At 38.2% G+C, this 25,086-nt stretch carries 22 protein-coding genes; 9 read left to right on the forward strand and 13 right to left on the reverse strand.

What is annotated here, in order from left to right:
- Window positions 1-98: 98 nt before the first annotated feature.
- The gene (ahpC, locus tag ACJJVX_RS01605; protein ID WP_054205032.1) at window positions 99-668 is read right to left on the reverse strand and encodes an alkyl hydroperoxide reductase subunit C; all 570 of its coding nucleotides are present in this window, start codon (window positions 666-668) and stop codon (window positions 99-101) included.
- Between the two features lie 251 nt (window positions 669-919).
- Between ahpC and ACJJVX_RS01610 the strand changes: the two genes are divergently transcribed.
- From ACJJVX_RS01610 to ACJJVX_RS01640, 7 genes are all read left to right on the forward strand, one after another.
- The gene (locus ACJJVX_RS01610) at window positions 920-1,339 is read left to right on the forward strand and encodes a DUF3429 domain-containing protein (RefSeq protein WP_054205033.1); all 420 of its coding nucleotides are present in this window, start codon (window positions 920-922) and stop codon (window positions 1,337-1,339) included.
- A gap of 56 nt (window positions 1,340-1,395) precedes the next feature.
- The gene (locus ACJJVX_RS01615) at window positions 1,396-1,746 is read left to right on the forward strand and encodes a hypothetical protein (RefSeq protein WP_054205034.1); all 351 of its coding nucleotides are present in this window, start codon (window positions 1,396-1,398) and stop codon (window positions 1,744-1,746) included.
- 77 nt (window positions 1,747-1,823) lie between these two features.
- On the forward strand, window positions 1,824-2,672 hold the full coding sequence (locus ACJJVX_RS01620) for a GGDEF domain-containing protein (protein WP_054205035.1): 849 nt from the start codon (window positions 1,824-1,826) through the stop codon (window positions 2,670-2,672).
- Between the two features lie 304 nt (window positions 2,673-2,976).
- Window positions 2,977-3,786: a class I SAM-dependent methyltransferase gene (locus ACJJVX_RS01625; RefSeq protein WP_170174473.1), complete on the forward strand. Its 810-nt coding sequence runs from the start codon at window positions 2,977-2,979 to the stop codon at window positions 3,784-3,786.
- Window positions 3,783-4,778, forward strand: a complete 996-nt coding sequence (locus ACJJVX_RS01630; protein ID WP_405629740.1) for a Gfo/Idh/MocA family protein — start codon at window positions 3,783-3,785, stop codon at window positions 4,776-4,778. Before ACJJVX_RS01625 ends, ACJJVX_RS01630 begins: the two co-directional genes overlap by 4 nt.
- Before the next feature lie 197 nt (window positions 4,779-4,975).
- Window positions 4,976-5,854 (forward strand): DMT family transporter, encoded by an 879-nt coding sequence (locus ACJJVX_RS01635; RefSeq protein ID WP_054205070.1) that lies wholly within the window; start codon window positions 4,976-4,978, stop codon window positions 5,852-5,854.
- Between the two features lie 90 nt (window positions 5,855-5,944).
- The gene (locus ACJJVX_RS01640; RefSeq protein WP_054205038.1) at window positions 5,945-6,325 is read left to right on the forward strand and encodes a hypothetical protein; all 381 of its coding nucleotides are present in this window, start codon (window positions 5,945-5,947) and stop codon (window positions 6,323-6,325) included.
- Between the two features lie 214 nt (window positions 6,326-6,539).
- On the opposite strand, the gene ACJJVX_RS01645 is transcribed toward ACJJVX_RS01640, so the two are convergent.
- Window positions 6,540-7,406: a sensor domain-containing diguanylate cyclase gene (locus ACJJVX_RS01645; RefSeq protein WP_054205039.1), complete on the reverse strand. Its 867-nt coding sequence runs from the start codon at window positions 7,404-7,406 to the stop codon at window positions 6,540-6,542.
- Between the two features lie 578 nt (window positions 7,407-7,984).
- Window positions 7,985-10,231: a DUF5916 domain-containing protein gene (locus ACJJVX_RS01650; protein ID WP_405629743.1), complete on the reverse strand. Its 2,247-nt coding sequence runs from the start codon at window positions 10,229-10,231 to the stop codon at window positions 7,985-7,987.
- A gap of 155 nt (window positions 10,232-10,386) precedes the next feature.
- On the opposite strand from ACJJVX_RS01650, the gene ACJJVX_RS01655 reads away from it, so the two are divergent.
- Window positions 10,387-12,438, forward strand: a complete 2,052-nt coding sequence (locus ACJJVX_RS01655; RefSeq protein ID WP_405629745.1) for a transcriptional regulator — start codon at window positions 10,387-10,389, stop codon at window positions 12,436-12,438.
- A 22-nt stretch (window positions 12,439-12,460) separates the two neighbouring features.
- Here the strand turns inward: ACJJVX_RS01655 and ACJJVX_RS01660 are convergent, their stop codons facing one another.
- The 5 genes from ACJJVX_RS01660 to ACJJVX_RS01680 all read right to left on the reverse strand — a co-directional run bounded on the left by ACJJVX_RS01660 (window position 12,461) and on the right by ACJJVX_RS01680 (window position 18,412).
- A complete protein-coding gene (locus ACJJVX_RS01660) occupies window positions 12,461-13,765 on the reverse strand; it encodes an ABC1 kinase family protein (protein WP_405629748.1) in 1,305 nt (434 codons plus the stop codon).
- Window positions 13,766-13,866: 101 nt separating this feature from the next.
- On the reverse strand, window positions 13,867-14,286 hold the full coding sequence (locus ACJJVX_RS01665; RefSeq protein ID WP_054453966.1) for a hypothetical protein: 420 nt from the start codon (window positions 14,284-14,286) through the stop codon (window positions 13,867-13,869).
- Window positions 14,287-14,301: 15 nt separating this feature from the next.
- Entirely contained in the window at window positions 14,302-15,372 is a 1,071-nt protein-coding gene (locus tag ACJJVX_RS01670; RefSeq protein ID WP_405629750.1) for a lipocalin-like domain-containing protein, read from the reverse strand.
- A gap of 3 nt (window positions 15,373-15,375) precedes the next feature.
- Entirely contained in the window at window positions 15,376-17,775 is a 2,400-nt protein-coding gene (locus ACJJVX_RS01675; protein WP_405629753.1) for an FtsX-like permease family protein, read from the reverse strand.
- Window positions 17,759-18,412 (reverse strand): ABC transporter ATP-binding protein, encoded by a 654-nt coding sequence (locus ACJJVX_RS01680; RefSeq protein WP_054453960.1) that lies wholly within the window; start codon window positions 18,410-18,412, stop codon window positions 17,759-17,761. The genes ACJJVX_RS01675 and ACJJVX_RS01680 overlap by 17 nt, the downstream gene beginning before the upstream one ends.
- Before the next feature lie 520 nt (window positions 18,413-18,932).
- Here ACJJVX_RS01680 and ACJJVX_RS01685 point away from each other — a divergent pair.
- Window positions 18,933-19,886, forward strand: a complete 954-nt coding sequence (locus ACJJVX_RS01685; RefSeq protein WP_152960599.1) for a hypothetical protein — start codon at window positions 18,933-18,935, stop codon at window positions 19,884-19,886.
- 27 nt (window positions 19,887-19,913) lie between these two features.
- On the opposite strand, the gene yidD is transcribed toward ACJJVX_RS01685, so the two are convergent.
- From yidD to ACJJVX_RS01710, 5 genes are all read right to left on the reverse strand, one after another.
- Window positions 19,914-20,285, reverse strand: coding sequence for a membrane protein insertion efficiency factor YidD (gene yidD, locus ACJJVX_RS01690; protein ID WP_054205047.1), 372 nt, complete (start codon window positions 20,283-20,285; stop codon window positions 19,914-19,916).
- A gap of 155 nt (window positions 20,286-20,440) precedes the next feature.
- Entirely contained in the window at window positions 20,441-21,448 is a 1,008-nt protein-coding gene (locus ACJJVX_RS01695) for an RDD family protein (protein WP_405629757.1), read from the reverse strand.
- Window positions 21,449-21,691: 243 nt separating this feature from the next.
- Window positions 21,692-22,468, reverse strand: coding sequence for an SDR family NAD(P)-dependent oxidoreductase (locus ACJJVX_RS01700; RefSeq protein WP_405629758.1), 777 nt, complete (start codon window positions 22,466-22,468; stop codon window positions 21,692-21,694).
- Between the two features lie 68 nt (window positions 22,469-22,536).
- Window positions 22,537-22,908: a MerR family transcriptional regulator gene (locus tag ACJJVX_RS01705; protein WP_054205050.1), complete on the reverse strand. Its 372-nt coding sequence runs from the start codon at window positions 22,906-22,908 to the stop codon at window positions 22,537-22,539.
- 127 nt (window positions 22,909-23,035) lie between these two features.
- On the reverse strand, window positions 23,036-25,048 hold the full coding sequence (locus tag ACJJVX_RS01710) for an ATP-binding protein (RefSeq protein ID WP_054205051.1): 2,013 nt from the start codon (window positions 25,046-25,048) through the stop codon (window positions 23,036-23,038).
- Window positions 25,049-25,086: the final 38 nt, after the last annotated feature.

Here is a 25,086-nt window from a genome sequence, read left to right on the forward strand (position 1 = left end):
CGTTTTCAGCAAAAGGGTGCCCATCATCACGCTAATGTGCTTAATAAAGTTGTGATGATGGACGTTTTGGAACACATTAATTATGTGCAACCATATATTTAGATTTTGCCAACTAAATCAAGAGACGGCGCAAGAGTCTCTTCACCTGGCTGCCATGATGCAGGACAAACTTCGCCATCATGTGTTGCAATATATTGCGCTGCTTGTACTTTGCGTACGAGTTCTTTTGCACTGCGGCCAATGCCTAAATCATGAGTTTCGATGATTTTTATTTCACCTTCAGGGTTCATTACAAACGTACCACGTAACGCCAAACCTTCTTCTTCAATCATCACACCAAAACTGCGTGTAATACGCCCTGTTGGATCGCCAATCATTGGATAAGTGATTTTGCCGATAGTGTCTGACGTATCGTGCCACGCTTTGTGCGTAAAATGTGTATCTGTAGAAACAGAATAAACTTCAACACCCATTTCTTGTAATTGTGCGTAATGATCTGCTACATCGCCTAATTCTGTTGGGCATACAAATGTAAAATCGGCCGGGTAAAAGAAGAAAATTGACCATTTACCTAATACATCTTTCTCGCTTAGTTCAACAAAATCACCATTGTGATAAGCCGTAGCGTTGAATGGTTGTAGTTTTGTATTAATCAATGAAGTGCTCATAGTATTCCTCATGGGTATTTAAATAAAAAATAACAACACACTGTGTGTTGGCTTGAGACATACAATAGAGCGTTTGCTTAAATTAATAAAATTGATTGTTTGGATTGATGTAATCGAATATACAGATTGAACTTCCTGCTTATAACGATCGTATACGGGATATGGGCATGCTTTTAAGTTAGCGTTTTTCAATTTCTAAATGGTACAATGGTGTGTTAAATTTGTATTAATAACTCCGTGTAAGGTAAGCCATGAACAAATTCGTTAATCATATTCAGTTAGGTTATTTAGGCCTCGTGCCATTTTTAGGCTGTGTTGGATGGCCTTTACTCGTTGGTAGTAACCAATTTAACATGCAATTTTTTACCTTTTACAGTATTGCAATATTAGCGTTTATGGCGGGGAATTTATGGCATGCAGGAAATCAACGTTACAGCGATGCTTTAAAAGCCGTGATACCCGTTATACCACTTGGGTTTTTAGCTTTCGTACCACAAACAGTCACTTTAATATGGTTAGCTGTTAGTTTTTGGCTAGTGTTCTTTTTTGAGAAGTCGAACCCACAATGGCAAACCTACCATGCAGATTATCAAAAAATGCGTTTTGTGTTAACTTCTGTGGTTTTTGTCTGTCACACTTTTGTGATCGGAATAAGTTTATATCCTAACTAACTCGCCCTTCAAAGCGGTTTCATGTACCATCCTCGCACTGCTTTTTAGGATAACTTATGATAGATAAACTTCGTCAACAACTTGATCAACTCGGTGAAAACTACGTTGAAAAAAACGCCAATTTCAAAATTAAAGTAATCCCTTTCTTTTGTGCCATACACATAAAAAAAGACCATAAGAGTGAAGGCCGACTATCATTTTATTCTAATCAATGGCTTGAAATTGCTTTAGTGGTAATGTTTTTACTGTTTGGTTTGATGATTTTTGATACAGAATCCGGTTTTACAGACGGGCCAATCCAGATTGCGTTTGCTGTATTAATCACTTTTAACTTGATCATAAAACAAATTGCTATTGAAGGCTTAAAAACCCGACTCGCTTTATGCCCTATTAGAGAAAAACCATAATATTTGCTAAAGAGGCTTCGCGAAACAGACATTTTAGTACTATATATAATGTATAAAAATAACTTTTTTGGCTTTAAATGAAGCATACCAATTGGCTTATCTGTATTTGGGTTGTGGTGTTCATTTGCACATATTTTTTACTTTCTCATGAGCAATCACAATTCGACACGATTGAAGAGTTATTCTGGGCGGGTATCTCTGTTTCACTCACGTTGCAAGTTTATTCCTCTTTAGGTAATAGGGTCTTAATAGGCGCATGGATTTTATATTGCTCAGGACTGATATTTGATTTACTAGATGACTTGTTAGATGCGCAGATGTTTCCTTTTCTGATCTTTGATACTACGTTCAAGCATGTTGGTTTCCTATTAACGTGTGCAGGATTGTTTTCGTTAATCACAGAAAAACGCGCAACAATAAAAAAGCTCAATATTGAAATTCAAACCCGTCAAACTTTGCAAGAACAACTGGAATTTGAAGCAAGTCACGACAAACTTACCGCCTTGGGTAACCGACGCGCCTGCTTTGCACGCTTTGATGAACTTAAAGAACACTTTCATCTCATCTATTACTTTGATTTAGATAACTTTAAGTTTGCTAATGATAATTATGGTCATCAATGTGGTGATGAAATTTTAGTTGATTTTGCACAACGCCTTAGTAAGCACTTTACTAAACAAAATTGCTTTCGCCTTGGTGGCGACGAGTTTATCGCTTTTTGTGATGATGAAAATCCTAACATAGATGAACTAAGAATATACTTAACGGCTTTTATGCAACAATATAAAGTTGGTGTGAGTATTGGTTTCGCAGAGCTAAATAACGACGATAACCCCGATCATCTTCTGCATATAGCAGATCAAAATATGTATCGAGATAAAACCAGTAAATCAATGCGTCAGCGCTGTCGAGAAAACGACAGCTAACTTTGTTATATACCAAGCCACCTCAAAATGCAGAATTCAGCGTTTCACAGAGGCTTAATATCAAGGCGTTACTTTGTAGGAATGGCCGCCCCTTTTAAGAAGGAACAACGATGAGAGTAAGTCGCTGTGAAAAGCCCAACGGGTTGGTTTAAAAGCGATTTATACTGCGTTATTGATTTTAACAATAGAACCACTATTACTTGTAATCAATGCCTTGCCTAAATCGCTTTTAATTCCAACGACGCTCGCATCTTGAGGTGGTTTGGGTATACTGGCGCAATCTTGTGTTAAAAAACCATAATTCATGTATTTAAACCCTAACTGGCGTATTCTCACTGTAGGTGATGGTGACCTTTCTTTTTCACATGCGTTATATCGTGCAATTAAACCTAAGAAACTCATTGCCTCAACTTATGATGATGAGCATACAATTAAAACCAAATACACTGACAATGCATTCAGTGACCTTACTGATAATAAAGTAACCGTATTAACTCATTTTGATGTAACGAATAAAGATACATGGCGTCGTTTGAATAATGACACGTTTGACGTCATTATTTTTCAATTTCCGCTGATCCCAGCATTTGCAGGAAAAACTGCTTTTGTTGAAAATACTCAAAAAAATAGCCTAAACACATTAAACCGTGCGTTGTTACACCAATTTATTAAATACGCTTGCGAACTTGCTCTGGATAAATCAGGGCCGATGCTTTGCTATATTACCTCTAAAGATGTGAAGCCCTACTTACATTGGAATATTGAGGGCAGCTTAGTTGCTGGGCTAGATGCGAGTTACTTAGGTAAAATACCTTTTGATATTTCCAAATTCCCTGGCTATAAAATTCGCAATGTTGATAGAGATAAACACGTTAAAGATACCAGTGGTATCACTTATATTTTTAGCCCAAAAAGCAATGCAGATCTTAAGTCAATACTGACCTACCCTGACTACTTAACAGATAATCACTGTGATCTATGTCGAGCGGGCCCTTTTCATGGCAACGAAGATCACCAAAAACATATCAATGCAAAAAAACATCAGCAAATGCTAGCTTTAGAGCATGAATGGAAAAACTGGTTAACTCATTTTAATAACAAGGAAGAGCTATGAACTTTGTCATCGTCGGAACCAATTTTATCAGCGATACGCTACTGAGAGCGGCACAAACCCTACCTGAATTTAACTTATATGGCGTATGCTCAAGAGCAACAAGCAGCGGTGAAGCATTTTTAATAAAGCATAACCACCATAATGCAAAAGTGTTTACCACTATAGAGCAGGTTTGTAATGATGAAAATGTCGATGTAGTTTATATAGCTGCGCCAAATAGCCTGCATAAATCCTATGCCATTAGCTGCTTAGAATCGCAGAAGCACGTACTTGGCGAAAAACCTTCTGCGGCGAATAGTCATGAGTTAAAAGATATTATTTGCGCCGCTAAAAAACACAACCGCCTCTATATGGAAGCAATGATGACGACGCATCTGCCTAATTTTGAAATCATTAAAAATGCTTTACACAAAATTGGCACCCCTCGTAAATACATTGGTCAATACAGTCAATATTCGTCTCGTTACGATAGGTATAAAAGTGGTGAACGCCCAAATACATTTTTACCTGAATTCGCCAACGGCGCGCTTGTCGATTTAGGTATTTATCCGCTGTATATTTTAATTGCACTGTGGGGCGCACCCAAGAGTGTACAGGCTAGTGGGGTATTACTGGAGACTGGTGTTGATGGCGCTGGCGATCTATTACTCAATTACGATGATAGACAAGCGGTGATCAGTTATTCAAAGATCTCCCAAGGAGATAACTTTACCGAAATTCAAGGTGAAAAAGGCAGGCTACGCATTGAAGCCGTGTCGCAGCTTAAACGCGTTCAGTTTATAGCGAATGACGGTACTGTTGAGGAACTATCAAAACCATTTGATACACACTTTATGCGCTATGAAGTTGCCCACTTTATTAAAACGGTTAATTCGCAGTTGTGTGAGTCACCAATTAATACGCATCAATTATCGCTCGATGTAATGACCGTGCTCGATAATGCACGTAAGCAATTAGGTGTGAGCTACCCAAATGATAAATCAAAAGTGTAATCTAATCGGTTATCTTTTAAAGAGTTTATTGTTTGCTAGCGGTTTAAATTAACGCCGGGGCTAGCAGTACTGTGCCCCTTTCCTAGCCCCATTAATTACCGCCAAAACGGTCACCATTTTTAATCGCAAAACCTTACTACCACTAGTAAAAAAAAGGTAAAATGACTAAAACATTACTCTTTGGTTTAAGGATTGCAATGCCGCGTACAATCTCCCCTTTTTTTCTCGCTATTATTTGTGTATTACTGGCAATGGTCACTTTGCAATCTGGTATTTCTATTGCTAAAAACCTTTTTCCTATTATTGGCCCAGAAGGCACTACAGCTCTGCGCCTCGGTTTTTCTGCCATCATTTTATGCTTAGTGTTTAAACCATGGAAAGCATTTCCTCGTCTAGGTCAACGCCTTCCTATTGTTATTTATGGTTTAAGTTTAGGCGGGATGAACATACTATTTTTTCATGCTATTGAGCGTATTCCGCTTGGAATTGGTGTCGCATTGGAATTTACAGGGCCTTTAGCTGTCGCGCTATTATCATCGAGACGAAAACGCGACCTGTTTTGGGTTGGCTGTGCTATTGCCGGGATTTTTATGCTTCTTCCTGATATGACCGGTGAAGAAAGCCTTGATCCTATAGGTGTTTTACTCGCTCTTGGTGCAGGAGCATGTTGGGCGGGTTATATTTTATTTGGTAAAAAAACAGGTAATCAAGGCTCTGGAGGCATGACAGTAGCACTTGGAATGAGTGTAGCCGCCATTGTATTAGTCCCCTATGGTGCAATATCACAAGGTGCTGCATTACTCACCTGGGAAGTGATACCGTTAGGTTTATTAGTCGCAGTGATGTCGAGCGCCTTGCCTTATACGCTTGAGATGGTGGCATTACGTAACATGCCTGCACAGGGTTTTAGTATTATGATGAGTTTAGAGCCTGCAATTGCTGCAATGGCAGGGTTTATGATTTTAAGTGAACTCTTAAGCATTTGGCAATGGTTAGCTATTTTACTTGTCATTATTGCATCTGTGGGTAGCTCATTATCCGTTAAGCAAGAACCTGCACCTAAAGAGCAAGTATGATTGGCTAATCTGATACTATAATTTCTACTAATAGCACGATAATCTATCTGGAACAGGCACATACGACCAATTACATACAAGGATGTTAAAATGTTGAACTGGTTAAAAAACACATTATCCAAGAGTATCTGGCACACATTAGCTATGATAATCATAATGCTTGTTGCAGGCCCTGAAATCATGATTAGTATGGAGTTAATGGCTATAGTTGAAGTGTTAGGCGCCTCAACATTCGTTGCAATGTATTTTAGCGGGTTAAAATTATTTATTTGTAATTGTTGGAATAGGTTTAAGACATTTGAATCCCATTCTTTTTTCTTTATCCCGTCATTTGATGCTTTAAAACAAATGCCCTCTCTTTTTATTCACGCAATACCCGAGCGCACTATTGTAATTGCTTATCTCTGTGTTCTTATTGGCTGCACATTATGCCTTTATATTAATATTGCTTTCCCGACAACCACAGGCTAACCACATAAAAAGGCTCTAAGTGAGCCTTGATTAGGGTCTGTTGAACTTTGCGGATTAAAATTTGTTAAACCGCGAGGCGATTTGATCACGGTGCAAGGTTTGGAATCGAGTGGGCTAAGTAAAAACCGAGCAAAGCGTGTGCGTCCTGCTCACGCCCCTTACCTAAATACCAGACAGGCTGTCTGCAAATTTAACCTTGAAAGGTCAACAGACCCTAATAAACAATACGGTTTCCCCCTGCATTTTTAGCTCGATACATCGCCTGATCCGCATATTGAATTAGCTGCATATCGCTCGTTCCATTCTCAGGGTAGCTTGCAATGCCAATACTACTTGATAGATCTAAAATTAAGCTTTCAATTTTAAATGGGTGCTTACATTGCACACAGATTTTTTCAGCAATATTATAAATATACTCCCGTTCACTTATACCATTGAGTAACACAACAAATTCGTCACCGCCTAGGCGTCCAACGGTGTCAGAGCTTCTAACACAACTCAATAATCGCTGCGAAATACTTTGTAATAACTTATCGCCAATGAGATGGCCATGGGTATCATTAACATCCTTAAAACCGTCTATATCAATAAATAACAACGATAACTCTACTGCGCTGCGATCGGCCTTTGTTAAGGCATGTTGGATACGATCAAGTAATAACATTCTATTTGGCAGGCCTGTAAGTTGGTCGTGCCCAACCATATATTGAAGCTGCTTTTCAAACTCTTTACGCTCAGTAATATCATGCGCAACTGCAATTCTAACTTGGTGTAGCTCAGACCATCTAACAGACCACAGTATATGTAATACTTGCCCATCTTTACGCACCCAGCGATTTTCAAATCGTGGCCTTGACTCCCCCGATAATAAAACTTCAACCGTGTCGTGGGTGATATCATGATCATCTTTATAAACAAAATCGATCATTGGCTTACCTATCACTTCACTTGGAAGGTAACCAAAGATATTTTCAAATGCAGCACTAACAAAAACAAAATGACCTTTTTTATCAACAACACAGACCGCATCTAGCATCAACTCGAGTACATCTGTTAGACAAAATAATTCATTATTTTTCATTCAGCCATTTTTCCTGTTTAGAATTCGTAGTTTGGTCTACCGTAATCCATGTAGTAAGCAATGCGAAGCTAAGCTTATTTATAGTTTATTATAGAGTAAATTACATATCTTAAACGTACTTTTACTGTTTAACCTCATAATAAGAATCGAATTATAAAATAATGATATGTTGCTCTATATACCCAAGCCACCTCAATATGCAGAATTCAGCGTTTCAAAGGGGCTTAATATCAAGGCATTACTTTGCAATAATGGCCGTCCCTTTTAATAAGTAACAACGATGAGAGTGAGCACCTGTGAAACGCCCAACGGGTTGGCTTAAAAGCGATTTATACAGCGTTATTGATTTTAACAATAGAACCACTATTATTTGCAATCAATGCCTTGCCTAAATCGCTTTTAATTCCAACTGAAACTCGCACCTTGAGGTGGCTTGGGTATATACCTAAGCCACCTCAATATGCAGAATTCAGCGTTGCATAGCAACTTAATATCAAGGCATGACTTTGCAACAACGCAATCTCCTTAAGAAGTAGCAACGATGAGATAAAGTGCCTGTGCAACGCCCAAACGGTTGGTTAAAATAAATAACGCACTTTAAAGGTAAGCTGGTCTTGATCGCGTTCTTGCCATAACGTATTTAAGTTACGTAACCATTTATGGGAGCCTACATCATCATCGAAGCTCGCACCACCTCGGTTGTATACTAAATAAATATCAGAATACGCACCTAACTTATAACGTAGCTTTATTTGACTTGTAAAGCGTTGATCAGTAAAGCTATTGTCTATACCTACTTGTTTATTTAGCTGGTTTTGTGAAATATCGTATACTGAATCTGTTTTAGCATCTAAAATAACCCATTGGAAAATAAAGCTTAATTCCAAATTATCGGTAATTAAACCGGCTGCATTCAAATAGCTAACATAAAATTTACGGTCAAACTGCGTAACTTGATCTGGGTCGGTACCAATCACTAACCCATCACCAATTCGGTAAAATTGGTTGAATTTAACGCTCCAGTTATGATGCGGCATCCATGTCATATCAACGGCGTATTGCTGCGCTAGTCCATCAATACCTTCTTCGTCTAACTGAAAGCTGGCAGCCCAACTAAACTCCCCAGTATAAGGACTACCATAAAAGAGTCGGCTACTAAGTGTGCTGTTACTTTGATAAAGCCCTACACCACGACCAATTAAATCATCCCACCCTGATGTAAAGTACTTAAGTGATGCACTGGCCGTTGCACCATTATCTAAAATAAATGATGCTGTATAAGCTTGTAATGCAGGGAGCTTTAAACCGTTATCGGTACTTTGATAACTGGTATCAATGCTGTGTTTCACTTGGTTTATAAAACCGTCAGAGTAATTAACCGCATGATTATAATTAAGTTCAGTTACTCGCCAGTTATTACGCTGTTTATAACCTAAATCATTATTTTCAAATTGATCATCAAGGCGTAAATAGTCACCTGCAAAGCTTACATTTGGATTAAACTGGTATTTAACATTAGCGCTTAAGCCATAACCTTGTTGATCAATTTCTTGAGTACCATAATCAACTTTACCTTGTTGAATATCTGAAAATAACAGCGCACTTTGTAAAGACCACGTTTCACTTTGATATTGGCTGTCAAATGCCGCTGTTTTTGCTTCACGTGCTAACCAAGGTCGCTCTGTTTGTGTCACTAGCAGCCCTGATTGCCAGTTATCTTGGCGAAAACGTGCTCGACCCACATAAAATTCTTTGCCTGCATCTGATTCTAAATCGTCTTCATGTACCGCAAAACCTGCAAATTGCCAATGCTCACCTTGGTGGATAAAACGCCCGGCAGCATCAATCGGTGTTATCTGCTCTGTACCATCATCACTACCCGCACCAATACGACGCGTATGAATAAGCCGCGTATTTTGCTCTGCTGTTACATTTAGCACACCAATATCTTGAGTGAAAAACGCTCGTTTATCTGTCGTTAGAGTTTCAACTGTGGAATAGTTAACTACCAACTCATCGCTATCTACTTGACCAAAATCAGGGTTAACCGCCACACTCAATTTTTGATGATGATCGGGTTTGTAAATTAAATCAAAGCCGATATCGACATTATTGTCGTCAGCAATAAAGTTTTGCTCAGACGTTATGTAAGGCACAAATGACCACTGCTGAGAAGTAGGGATCTGGGCCAGTACTTTCGGCATATTTAAATAAAAATCACTCTTACCCGTAGTCTGCTGTTGCGACCCATAGATATGGTTTTTCGCTAATTCATATAATTGTAAAGACACCCCCACGCTCGCCAAATCTTGTTCATCACGGTTTGGCCTAAATGAAACCGTTTGCCAAGGGATAAATATTTCATTCGTCCAGTAATCAGGGTACTCATAAAAAGCTGACTGCCATACGCCATCCCAATCGAAGTCAGTGGTTAATTGCGGTGTTAATACAGCATCTTGAATGCCTCCACCTAATGTGGCCGAAAACTGATAGGCGCCACTGCCATCCCCTGAAAAATCTATCACAAAACGGTTAAAATCAGCTTGCATAAAGCCATCTTGTAGGTTGTATTGCTTTTTACGGTCGCCTTCTTTTTGAAAGTTTTTAAAACCAATATAAATGCCCTCTTCAGTGGTAAATACGAGTCCCTGTACTTTGTTTTGAGTTACTTCCAGTGTGGCGGGGACTACTTTAAAGAAGTCATGATAAGCCGTCGCGTTATGCCATTGAACCTCGTTCAACTGACCATCTATTATTATATCTTTTGCGATCACAGACTGGCTCACCAACAAGGCGGCCGACACACTTACTAACGTTTTCATCATTGCATCTACTTTGTGTAATTATTTTCTTTATAAGAACAAAAATACGTGCATAAAAATCTGATTTTTTACTGAATAAAGATGACTAGTCCCTTATCTTTATTGACTTTTATCTGAATAGCGGTATGTTTAGGTGGATTCAAACTGGTAACAAAAAAATGCAGTCAATAGATATAAATAACAACCAAGATCCAACAGCCGAGAAAGTAACTATCTATTATTTTGATGACTTTGCTTTTGACGCACAGCACGATGAACTTAAAAATATTGCAAGCAATCTTGTACATAAACTAGAGCCTCAAGTTGCGCATTTATTGCGGTTGTTTTTAGCCAGCCCAGATCAAGTGATCTCAAAAGAGCTGATCCAACAAAGCTTATGGCCTAACACGGTGGTTGAGCAAAACAGTTTGTATCAAATATTAACTAAATTACGCCGTGTCTTAAATGATTCAACCAAGTCACCTAAGTGTATTAAAACTGTGCCTAAAAAAGGCTATCGGTTTATTGCCAATGTAAGCACTGAGCTGCCAAAACCACTTGCAGATATAATTCCAACAACTAAAAATGAAAAATCTTTAAACCAACCCTCAACTCGATGGATGTGGTTACTCCCTGTAATAATTGTGTGTTTTAGTGCCTATGCATTTTTTAATAGCGATGAACCCGAAATAAAAGTACCACTTTATCATCTCGAAGATGTCAGTTACGCATTAGGGTTAGAGTTTGATGTAGACGCTCACCCACATGCAGATTTGCTCGCCTACATTAAAGATATAAAAACACTCACGATTAGTAATAAGCAAGGTACTGTGTTATTTCAGCAGCCAAGCACCTATCGTGCTGCAAAGCCTAGTTGGCAAAAAGAAGGAAAATTGCTGGCCTATTGGCAATACCGAGAAGATCAATGCGATTTAAAAATAATCACCCCGCAAGGCGCTATCGCACATAATGGCCCAGCCATATCGTGTGAATTAGCACAAAAACCTGTTTGGAAAAACAGTAAAGAACTTATTTTAACCATTAAACAACACGGTACTCTAGTCCCGTATTTATATCGATTAACTAATAATGCTCTTATTCCTTTGCCTTTAAAGTTACCTCAAAACAGCATCTATAAAGGCGCTTTAAATGCATGGAATGACAAAACATATTATTTATTAAATCATAAAGACCACACTAGCAGTTTGATTGAGCTAAGCGGTCGTACTGTACTCAACTGGGATTTTCCAATTTGGCTTGCAACGTTTGATCCACAACAACAAACAATTGTCAGTAACGATGTCAGTCAGCGTCACGGCTTAATAGCAACACGACTAGATAAAACACACTACCCGATATTTAGCACCGCGCAGGGCCTATTTAGCAGTATCTCAATTGATCATGCTGGTGATATGTATACTGCCATTGAGAGCTGGCAGGTAAATATTCGTGATAAAGACAATTTACCTATTTTTTCAACATCAAGCATTGACTACTTACCCGTAAGTAACGCTTTAGGCGAAACTGCCTTTATGTCGCGACGCAGCGGTATTTGTGAAGTCTATTTACACAGTGAAAATAACGTCACGCGCTTATCGCAACATAAAGGCTATGAGTATGTGCAATTTTTAGAATGGCGACCTGATCTATCCATGCTAGTTTCAAACCGTGATATGGATATTGCTCTGTACGATCGCCAAGGTATGGTACAACAATTTACCAGCGCACTTGATCAGTCAATTAAAAATTTAGGATGGTATAACGCGGACACACTCTATGCATTTGATGGTAAAACGGTGCATTTATATAATCTGCAAGGTCGCTTACTTTCATCTATTAGTCTTGACGCACAACTTGCTTACTATAATGTTTATAATTCAAGCTGGCTCATCCTTAAAAATAATCAGTTGTTCAATTTAACTGAGCTGACTAATAACATGTTCTTTGGTAATAAATTGACTGATAAACAGCTCGCAAACAGCGTTACTTTAACCAATAAACAAGTTAATCAATTTCATAATATACGTATAAAGAACAATAACTTGTATTGGCAATCATCATGGTCAAAACACGATCATATTTGGCAATTGAATTTAGCCACTCAACAGATAACTAAAGTGGCCAAAGGCAATTTGATTTGGCATTTTGATATAAACGCCAATGAGGAGCTCACTATTGCTAAAATGGAAGCGCTAGAGGGCGATATTAAACGCTTAACCACCGTTAATTAACTGATCTTGCAGTTAAAAGGACTTAGCGATACACCTGAAATAACTGCTTTACATTTACTTTAGCCTGTAACTTAGCGGCAATTAAATACAACCCAGCTAATTTTCGGTGTATAAAGAGCGCATCAACCGGCGGGGTATGCCACTGCTGTGCATCTGTACTCATTGCCATACCTGCATTTTTCAAACGCATTGCAAGATCACTACTGCCAAAATCATATGCCTGCTCACTTCGTAGTGGCTCACACGCTAACATAAACAAATCAAGTACGTTGTTTTTATAGCTATCAACAATGTCATCTTGAAAATAACCAATAGCCACTGCTGCACTAAAAGCACTCTGGCGATCATTATTACTGGCGGCACTTAAAAGCGCACGATACCCATCGCTGAGCTTATCAGGTACTTCTCGAGTTGCCCCAAAATCAAGTAGCACGATGCGCTCTGAGACTATTTGATACTGAAAATTAGCGAAGTTAGGATCTGTTTGCATCAGTTTAAAATCAAACAACTCATGGAAAAATAGCGAAATAAAATCACTCGCAATATGGTCGCGTTGAGCTTGAGTCAAACTGTCTAACTCCTCAATCGGCTGTGCCTCAACATACTCCATTGCTAAAATTTGTTTTGTACTGTACTGCTCATATAAAGCAGGCACAATATAGCGTGGTTCGTTCGCTAATAACGAGCCAAAACGTTGCAAATAACTGCCTTCTAGCTGGTAATCCGCCTCAGCGAGTAGCTGCTTTTTGGCTTCTGCCACTAAGGGTTTAATATCAAGGTCTTTAGGCAGTAAACGCGATAGAGTAAGCAAGGTCATCACATTATCAACGTCACTTTGTACGCTTTGTGCAATTCCTGGGTATTGAATTTTTACAGCCAGCTTATTTCCTTGCTCAGTAACCGCATGATGAACTTGACCAATTGACGCTGCTGCAAACGGCCGTAATTCAATATGAGAAAGGGTATCAATCCAATTATCGCCCCACTGCGTTTTTAAAACGCCAATCAGCTGCTTATGCGGCATAGGGTTAGCATCGGCTCTGAGCATCGCCAATAATTTCGCTAATTCAGGGCTCAGTAAATCACCGGCATCCATTGATAATAGCTGCCCCAACTTCATTGCAGCACCACGTAAATGTGCCAGCTGTTTAGCTAAATGCTCAATGTTCTTAGGTTGAAGCAACAAGTTTTTATTATTCCATGACTCGCCTTTGAGCGCGCCCTTCGCACCGGACACCAGCATATTACCAGCCACTTTTCCTGCCATTGAACCTAGTTTTGCAAACCGTGAAAATCGTGATGTGGGAATTGCACGCTCTTTAGTCATTATAAGTCCTAAAATTTTGTAGTCCTACGTTATTAATACACAAGCTTATGCTGTCGAAACACATTTAAAATTCCGAAAAATTAAAGCTCAGTGACTTAAGATCACGTTGATGTAGAAGGTAAAACATCTTTGTTTTTACTGGATAAATAAAATACCCACACAAAAAATATCATAAAAATTAAATCATTAAGCCCATAGATACTATAAAAAACACCAGCTAGAATATCCTCTGAGTAAACGGCCTTTACGCTGTTTTCACTATGCCACAAAATCCAAATAACAACATAAATCAGCTTTTCGACAGCAAAAACAGCCGAAATCCACTTCGCGCTTGAATTACTCAAACCAATGCAAAGATACGCAAGCCCCCACATTACAATCATGAGAAGCCCAAAATTAGACATCACTACGGGATCCGCACTATTAATTGCCGTATTTGTAAAACCACGTGAAAATACCACAACACTGAAGTTCATAAGTGCTGCTAATATAAACCCCCTTTTAATTAATGTATTTTCCATATTTTCCTCTTTCGTTTAATAGCCAGTGAGTTCGGCATAGCCTTTGCCATTAAAGCCGCCAGTCGCTTTAACTCGTCCTTCCCAATATTCTATTGATAATTGGTTTCGAGAGTCCTTTGTAATGCTTTCAATAATGATGGCTTCGCTATTAGCTAATTGGACTTGCCATTTACTTGGGTAATCTCGATTACCCAAACTCACAGTATTAATCACTGTCAATGTAATATCTTGTTGAGGAATTTGAGTTACCTTGCCATTGGCCGAAATTTTACTCCCACTGCAATAATCATAACCTTGATCATCACCACGAATGCAAAACAGCATTAAGCCTTTTTTGTCACCTGATTGACTGTCAACAAGGCTAAACCAATCCCAGCCGCGCTGTTGTTTATCTAGTAAACTGGCAGACCATTCTCTGTCATACCATGCATTTCCCGTGACGCTGTAATGATTGCCCGCAAAAGTTAGCTTGCCAGTTACATTCAAAAATGGGTAACTATAATAATACGATGCATGACCACTTTGCGTTTTTTGGCTGTAACCATTATCACCATGCAAAGTAAGTGGGCTTTGCGCTAATGTCAGTTCAACAGCATAACCCTCTTGCTCAGCTGATAAAGTTAAAGGCAAAAATGTGTTCTCATTACTTTTTAACTGCCAGTTATCAATTGAAGCATTAAACGGCGAGCTTGTTACACTCGCCTGACCTACTCGAGCAAAACGTTCAAAAGCAATATGCTCTTGTTTGTTCTGCATAGCAAAATGAGAAAAATAAAGGTTATTATCCCACCACTGTGAATTAATCTTGCTTGGCATTAACGTACGAAATAATGTCCATTGCACACCAAATGTTTCATTGTTTGCTGTTTTTAAATTAGCAGTGAGATACCACCACTCAATGCCCTGCTTGTTATGAATACCGTGGTCCTGAGGAAAACTAAGGATTTCACTTGGTTTAACAGGTTCCCCTATCGACACTTGTAATGCAGAGCCCATCTCTGTTTTCTTACTTTTTTGCTGTTCAGCTGGTTGGCATGCACATAAAATACATAAAACAAATACACTGAATAGTCTATTTTTTAGCATGCCTTAGTGCTCCTGCGATTCTTGTTTTATTATTCGTCGAATAGGTAAGTAAGCACATACAACTGATACGCCTACAAGCGTTAAACAGGTCAATAATAAATGCATAAAATCAACGCTAAAATGAATCGTCCACCCAAAGGCTATCGGCATGACAAATGCCAGTAAAGCATACCCAAGAGCAAACCCTAATGGGATCGCAAATAGAGTTGTAACAAGCACGACCCCACTAGTTTGCAGAAGTTTCATACCAAGTAACTGGTATTTTGTAACGCCCAAATGCCGTAAAATAGTAAGCTGTTTTAACTGATTAGTGCTTAAACTTAATAAGCTGGTACATAAGCTTAATAATGCAATCGCTAAAATAAAACTATTGAGTGCCTTAGTGACAACAAACGTGTCTTCAAATAATGTTTTGGCATAGCGCTTAAACTGCTTGTTATCTAAAATCTGTGTACTATCTTGGTTAAAATCTTCAATTAAACGTTCACTAAACGCCGCAACGGTGGTGCCGACTTTTAACCGAATTGAATAGCCAAAATAGTCACTGTTTAACGCCGTACTCTTGTGTCTTTTCTCTTGCGTTAATAAAGAAATAGCAGGATTACCATAATCATAGAAAAAGCCCGTTATGCGACAGGTGAAACGTGTAGCGTTTTGCTTAAATACAACCTTATTACCCAACGAAAAACCAAACTTAATTTTACTTTGCTCATTGGCTAAACAGCCCTCATTACTAAAGTCATCCTCAGTTACGAGCTTTGCTGAGGTCAGTGAAATATGCTGATAGTGCTGAGAACCTTCACCAAAACTTGCCAACTTAGCAGGAATTTGATCAACGTTGCCCTCACTTTGCATGTAAATACTCAGCAATTTAACGCCTGACTCGCTACTCAACGTGTCCCTTAATGTGCTATCAAGTGATGTTGAACGTAAATAAATGTCTGCGCTGAGTTGTTTTTCAAGATGGGCGTTTAAAGTATTACTAAAGCTTTTTACCATAATTTGCATGCCAATAGCGCTACCGAGTGCGACTAAAATAGCAACAACTGCAATATGTAAATCTTTTAAGTAATAGCGGGTATCACAATGTAGCCACTGAGCTAATGGGTTGCGTATATGAATTGGTAAACATGCAAGAGCAGATAATACTTTGGGAACCATTAATATAAACAAAACAAGAATAGTAAAACACACGAGTAAGGCTTGTAGTTCAGTGCTCGCGTAATTTAATAACCAAATCAACACCACGCACGTACACACTAATAAAGTATAAAAAAGCCGCTCGCCTTTCACTGTTATCTGTTTTGCTTGCGCTAATAATATAACAACCAAGCCTATGATATTTAGTGAAAAACCCAAAAGCACATTAAACCACTGCCAATTAATCACTAGTGCTTTATCCAGCTGATACAAGCCAACTAAGGTGCTGTTAATATCAAGCACAAGTGCATTGGCTATAACATATCCACCCGCGGTACCAAGTAAAGCTGTAAATAAACTCAAAGCCATTAGCTCGATCAGTAAGCTAATTTGAATACCTCGCGTGCTACAGCCTAATAAATGTAACTGCTGGAGTAATTTTCTTCGTGCAGATAACGTCAGCTTTATCGCGTTAAAACTTAAAAAAGCCGCCACAATATAGCCAAGCATCGCCAGGGCCGTTAAATTAAAAAAGAATGCCTGCGATAAAATATCAAACTCTTGTTGTTGCACATCTATAAGCTCAGCGCGCCCTGCAATTAACAACTGTATTTGCGCTTGTTGCTGCTGCGTTAAATTCGATAATTCAATAAAACTAAGCTGCCCTTTGGCATCTAATAAATAATCGGCGTTCGCAAGATCTGTAATTGCCCATAAACCAATATCATCGGCAAAATATATATTTGGTTGGTGGCGCTCATTTTGGAATATAAAAGGAAGACGTTCACCTGTTGTGGTCGTAAGACGATCTTTAAATTGGGAATCAACAAGTAGCGATGATAATGCAAAAGGCCCACCAGCCTGCCCGCTGCTAATCTCTGTTTGTTGATATGGTTTGCTGTTTAACCACAATAACGTATCAACACCTTGAATCCCTAATGTGCCTTCACTTGTTGCTATCCTACCTCGTAGTACTGGCTGTGCGGTTGTAATCCCTTTTTGACGAAGCTTAAGCCATATATTCCCGTTAATATATACCTTGCCTGCCAGTGGCTTAATTAGATGTGAAACAGGATTATTAATAAGTGCAGAGGAATTATCATAGCGGTTTTTTGCTTCTTGGTTTAGCCCTGCGATTGCGGTTAATAGTGCACTCCCTAAACTAAAGCCTATAAAAAACAAGGCTATTAACCATGGGTGACGACGATAAAACGCAATATGGGTGGCTAAAATAAGCTTTATTTCGTTATACAAAGCAACCATCTCTTAGTACTTTTACTTCATCAAAGTAGCTCGTTAATTCTTCAGAGTGAGTTACCATAACTAAGTTGATTTTTCTCCTGCGGCATAACTGGGTGAGTAACTTAACAACTTGATGTGAGCGTGTTTGATCTAAGTTGCCAGTGGGTTCATCGGCTAAAATTATTTGCGGTTTGTTAAGCAGCGCTCTTGCAATGCCGACTCGTTGTTGCTCTCCACCAGATAGCTGGTGCACTAAAGAGTCAAGTTTACCATCTAAACCTAACTCATTAACTAAAGTATCAAACCCTTCAACATCTTGATGTGGAAAATTAAGTTTATGCTGAAATAAAATATTTTGCTTCACATTTAAGCACTCAAGAAGTTGATAATGCTGAAATATTAAGCCGATTTTTCGCCTATACAAGGTCAGCTCGTGCTCGTTCATCGATGATAGAAGATGCCCATTAACACTAACGACCCCGCTGTGCGCCTTAATTAAACCCGCTAAGATATGTAATAAGGTTGTTTTACCCGAGCCACTATCCCCAAGTAACGCCAGCTGTTGCGAATTATCAATCGATAAATTAAGGTTATTTATAATACGCTGCTTGTTACTACCATCAGTGCGACTAAAGCACAGATCTTTAATTTCAATCACGATAACTCCTTGTTTATAAATAGCACATTAACGTAATGAGGCTCATAAAACCACCAAAAACCTCAACCTTAATAATCCCTCTTTTTAAACGTTAACCTCAATACGTTATACCAAAAGGTTTAACTCAAGTCCGCTTTGCCTTTTGAAAAGGGCTTTATTAGCAAGTAATCAACACCTGTTCAGACCAGTTAACTAAGTTAATGAAACCATTCATGTTACGTAAATATAATAGGCATTTCACTGTAAAAACAACCTAGTTAAAACGGCGTATTTTTAAATTAATAACTAGCAATAGTGGAGGGTTTACTGCTATAAATACCATACTTTAATTGCATCAATATACACACATACAATCATAAAGGATTTGGTTTGACGCAGTATTTACTTATACCTAATTAAAATTAGGCAACTTGTTGGACAATACATGATTCTTAATAACCGTTCTAAAAGTGCATATAGCTTACACACACCATTTACTTTTAATCTATTAAGCAAATTTGTATTACTACTGGTATGCTGCATGAGCCTTCCAAGTAAAGCGACAACGTTAATGTCTGGCGAGTTGTCTCGGCATTTAAAAGCAACTAACTATGGCGCTAAAGCGGATAACCGCTGGGCAATGCCCGATGCAAAAGAACAAGAAATATTTTATGCTGTTTTCAAGTCATTTTTTGCACAAAATTATCCACTTGCAAGTGAGTTAGCAAAAGACATCGGCTATCGGGTTATAGAGTTTAAAGATACGAAAACCGATAAAAAATATTACTTACTACAAGAAATAGCACAGCTACCTAGCCCTGACTTCAAAGGCGGCGGTACTTTTGTGTACAATCCAGATGGGCTCAATGCCACCTTGCAGGCACCTCATCCTAAAAGAGATACATTTACTGGCACTCAATCAATCGATGCATTTTTATACACTCAAGCAAAGTTATTAATGCTTGCTGGCACCCGAAGAGACAGCAGCCACACATTAAGTACTTGTACAAATGGTAAATACCAAGCAAGCGATGTGGCGCATCAAACAGATTCTTTCTTTAATATTGCGCACAAGTACATATCTGATTACGATGACAGTTCAGTATTTATTCAATATCACGGCTTTGGTAAAACCACGCTAGCCAAGTTGCAAAATCAATGTAATACCGATAATCCACTGATGCTTAATTTGAGCGAAAGTGTCAGATACGCGACCGCTGAGAATGAACATAGCCTGCTACATGAGCTAAAAAGAAACGTTGAAAAAGAGGGTAAAATTAAAGCCTGTGTTTACGGTAATGATACAAAAAGCTTAGGTGGTACGTGGAATGTACAGGCACGTTATACTAACGGTTCAAGTAATACTTGCTCTTCAAGCTCTGTCGCATCTTCAAAGCGTTTTATTCACCTTGAACAAAGTTACTCTGTCAGAAAGTACCACAGGGATGAAATGCAAATTCATTTAAAAGCAGCGCTTGAGGCCTATTTAAAATAACAGCAAATCAAACGCTCATTGTTTAAATTAAAACAATGAGCAATCACAGGCTGAGCTAGGCAAATCACACCCTTTTTTTGGTATGCAGCTCGATGTACCGAGTGTTGGATCGCAGCAATCAACGCTGCATTTATCTTTATCGTTTTTTTTAGGTTTATCGTTTTTCTTAGATTTATTTGCTTCATTTTCATGCAGTTGTTGATAAGCACCTTTACAGTCGGTGAATCGCATTTTGACCAAACGGTAACCACAAAACACGCCATGCTCTTCAATAATGTGTTTAACCGCTTCAGAACATGATACTCCTTGATGAAGAGCGGCATGCGCACACCGAAACCCTTTATAAGGAGAAATTCTTTTTTGATAAAAGCGGATCAATAATAATGCGAAGTATTTCATTTACTGTCCTATAAAAATAATAGCGATTAAAAGCCTGCTAAACGTCCCTTAAAATACAACCTAACACAATAGCCCACACAACTCACTGACATCAATGACGACCACTTAACCCTACTCAAATACTCCCAAGGTGAGTGCTTGTTGAGGTATATATATTAATCACTGACTATTTTAGTTATCGTTTCAACATTAACTTGTTGATTTAAGTCACCTCTAATAACTACTGTTGCAGATATTTTATCTTGAATGGCTTGCCTGTTTGGATCCCAAAAAATTTGTAAAAAGCCCAAAAGCCCAGTTGCAAAACCAGCTCCATATCCGCCATAACGGCCAAATGAATCCCATAAACTTAGGTAGTCTCCATTAAGTGCGACAACTCGAATATTACATAGCTTTTTACCGGGGGTTTGCCCTCTCCATAACAAGGAAAATAACGTAAAATAAACAGCCGCCCACCCAAAACCTAATCCTAAATCTTCAATTATTCCTTTACCCCATTGCAAAATGCTTGTTGATGACTGAGTTTTTTGCGAAGTCAGTACAGGCGGTGTTTTAATTTCTTTATCGAGCTCTTTAGCAGGTCTTTCAACCATAGCCCATAATACAACTCGCGTAATAACAGTGTACTCTTGCTCTGCGATTTCTTGTAATTTAGGAACATCTGCTATTAATTGCTCAAGTGCGCTTTGTTGACACAAAAAATCACAATTTTTTTCATTTTCGGTCTGCTCTAAATAATTCAAAACTTGTTGTTTTTCACCTGACTTTAAAACTATGTCTTGATCTTTATTCACCTTATTAACAACTCTATCTCCTTCAACGTAGTCAATCCCCTCCGAGAGCAATACCAATGAACAAGTAAACAATGCGCTTGCTGCGAGTATCTTTAATACTCTGTGCCAAAATGAAGACATATTCGGTAGATATTTACCTGCAGTTCCTTTATAAAAAGCCATTGCAGCAACAAATGCAATTAATGCAGCGCTGAGTTTAGCCGCTAAGAATATAAGCGCCACATCAATAATTATTGCCACAGCTCTACGCGTAGGGCTTGCCAAAGGTAAACCCAGCAATGCCTGATCAATTTTAAACGCAAACGGTGTTACGATCTCCCTCGTTTCGGTACTTGATAATTCTAATTCAACTATTTCTTTTGCTTTCATAAGCTGTCGCCTTTTATTATTTTTATTACAGCTAAAGCGCCGCACATTAATGTACTTCACATTTATAATAATTTTACCACGTTCAATTAGTAAAAAGAGACTTGTTTATTTACACCTCGAAGTGCAATCTAACAACATCCTTTAATTTAACTGCGTTGAGCTTAAAAACAAAAAACTCAATTTATTACACGCAGCTTAAAAAGTGATCGCCCTTAAACTTATCAGCCTAAGGACAATATCCCGCTAAATACTTTTCATCGCATTCTCATATATTTTTAGCACAACACTCCTTGGGAGTATTCGGTTGAGGAATACATAGAATTTATTTTCAAATAATGGAATTTCCCTGATTTTACCTTTAAATAATGCCTTTAACCCCAGCTTCGCTACTTTATTTGCGCTAATTCGATACTTAGCGCTAAATGTGCCTTTATTATTTTTTGAAGTATCTGCACCATCAAAAACAAAAAAGTTAGTATCAGTCCTCCCTGGAGATAAACACGTAACAGTGACATTATCAGCACGTACTTCCAGCGCTATTGCTTCACTAAAACTGGCTACATACGCTTTTGTTGCACAATACGCTGCCATATAAGCCTGCGGCTGATAAGCTCCCGTGGACGCAACATTGAGTATATGTCCACGGCCATGTTGCGTCATATGTTCGGCAAAATAGTGTGTAAGGGTTGTTAACGCAGATATATTTACAGCTATCATGGCGTTAATATCACTCACTTTAAGCGCTAAGTGTTTACCATATAAGCCAAAGCCTGCATTATTAATCGCTATATCAATGACAAGTTTTTGTTTTTCTAGCTCCTCAAGCATTGCTTTTACATCATTGTCATTAGCAAGATCAGCAACAAGTGTTAAGCGTACACTCGGTAATATGCGCGCTATTGACGTTAATTTATCTGCACTTCTGCCATGTAAAATAAGACTATATCCCAGAGCTGATAGTTCTTTAGCGAAAGCCAAACCGATTCCTGAGGTGGCACCACTTACAAAAGCTATTTTCATATTCATTCACCTTTTTTGATTAAGGTGAAATTCTAAAGTCTCCTCTATAGGGGAGAGTCAACGGCTTTTTAAGAGTCCTCTAATAAACATTGGTTATAACGGGCTACGCGAGCTTCCAAGTCAGTCAAACCAACCAGTTTTAACTCAATTTCTTGGATATGCTTAATATGGATCTCTCGTTTTTTATCGATTTCATTTCGTAAAAGATCAATAGGAATAAGCCCATGCTGTGCTTTTTCTGTGGCGAGCGCCGTTAACTCTTTTAAAGTAAAGCCGTAGGTTTTAGCCAACTTAATCATCGTTAATATTTCAATGTAGCTATCATCATAAACACGGTATTTACCGCTTCTTTGTGGGCGTTTTATGAGTGCTATTTCTTCATAAAAACGAATTGTTTTAACGCTAACACCTGATTTTTCTGATAATTTCCCTATAAACATATTATGTTCTCAATTTTACGTGTGGTGGTATTGTATTTTTCTTTCTATATAAACCAATGCGTTAAGGCCTAATCACTTTTCAGTATTAATATTTTTCAATCCACAAAGGTAAAAACACCCTAGGCAATTAATTTAGCTTTGCTATAGCGGTCACAACAGCATCTTCAATAGAGTGCAATTTAAATGGTTTTGAGATAAACATATCCATACCTGCTTCTTTACAAGCGACTTTATCTGTTGACGACGTATTTGCTGTCAAAGCCACAATTAAGGTACTTTCGTGGTTACAAATATTGTCAGCGCGCAAAATTTTAGTGGCTTCTAAACCATCAAGCTGTGGCATCACACAATCCATAAAAATAAGATCATATTTCCTTTGCTTGCATTTTAAAATTGCATCTTCCCCGTCCACCGCAAAATCAGCCTTAATAGCTAATTTTTCTAAAGATGCATCGAGTACAAACCTGTTTATTTGGTTATCATCAACAACCAAGACGGATAGATTGGTAGCGTCTATATCAACATTCAAACGTTGATTACTCTCAATTTGGGCTTCTCCGACAGCAAGTGGAATATCAATAATAAACGTAGTGCCACTATTAAATTCGCTATTTACACTGATAGTCCCATTCATGTAATCAATGAGTTCTTTAACAATTGCTAATCCTAATCCCGTACCGCCTTTACTTCTTTTTGCATCAACTTCTTGAGTAAAAGGTGAAAATAACGAATCCAGAAAAGGTTTTGTCATCCCTCTACCAGTATCACTTATCTCTATATGCAATGCATACTTGTCATCTAGGTCGCTAACATCAGCACTAAATTTCACTTCGCCTTTTTCAGTAAATTTTAAAGAATTACTTAATAAGTTTGAAACAATTTGGCTTAGTCTCGCATTGTCACAATAAGCCCAGCAATCATCAGGAATTGTTATGCATGTTTGAAAATTGACTTTATTATCTTTAAATAAAGGAATGTACAACGACCCAAGATCTACAAATATCGTTTTTAATAAAAAATGGTTTGGCTCAAGCTTCAGCTCTCCATGATTTATTTTTGAAAAATCAAGAACCTCATTAATTATACTGAGTAATATATCGGCGCTTCTCAGTGCTACTTTGAGCTTTTCAACTCTTTTCTCTTCACGATGCTCATCTAAAAGCGTTGTAAGCATGCCTGTAATGCCATTAAGTGGCGTTCTCAATTCGTGGCTTATTTTTGCAAGTAGCATACTTCTGTCTTCTAACATTCGCTCAGCTTCGGCTTTTTTATTCTTTAGCTCTTCGCGAAGCATGACTGATTCGGTAATATCTTGTAAGGTGCCGAACAACCTTATACAACAACCATTTGTAAATTCAGCCTCTCCAAATGTTGAAACCCATATCTCCTTATTATTTGCTGTAGTTAGTTCGAGCTCCAGATGCCATTTATCACCATTTTCAATTGCGGACTCCACAGCTTGGCTAATGCTTTCACGGCTGTTACCCACTTTAAAAAACGCTATCGCGGAGTCTAACTCTGGTACATATAAATCAGGCACCTCATGAATACGGCGAGTTTGTTCACTCCAGATAATTTTGTCTTTAACTAAATCAACTTCCCAAGAACCAATATTTGCCACATTCTCTAGTTTCAACAGTGTGTTATTGTTTTTTAATAACTGTTCATTGGCTATCTTTCGTGCAAATTCGCAGCCAAGCCACTGCGCAAATAACTCAACATAGTCATGCGCTTCTTGAGTAAAAGGCATTGAAGCATTAGGAGAAGAAAAGTTGACAGTACCAAATACTTTAGCGCCAACTTTAATTGGCGCACCAATATACGATTCAAGTTGAAAGTTTAAATAACAGGGATGATTTGCAATGCTGCTTGTTGAAGCTTTGTGGAAGGTAAGCGCCGCATCAGCTGTTAATGTATGTACGCAATAAGTGCCATCTAGATCAAAAACAGTCTCTGGTGTTAAAGAATCATCGGGTGTGATCACATACAGCACTTTATACGTGCTATTCTCAATTTCACTAATAATCGCAATATCTAAGTTAAAAACATCTAACCCAAATATAAGTAACTTATGTATTTTTTCATCAAAGTTTTTACTCTGATCAGATACGATATCATGGAAACGTCTAAGAAAATTCAATCGAAAATTCCTTATTTTTAATTTTCTTCAAGGTTACT

It is taken from the genome of Pseudoalteromonas sp. Ld20, from assembly GCF_045064175.1.
In the GTDB taxonomy this organism is placed as follows: domain Bacteria; phylum Pseudomonadota; class Gammaproteobacteria; order Enterobacterales; family Alteromonadaceae; genus Pseudoalteromonas; species Pseudoalteromonas neustonica.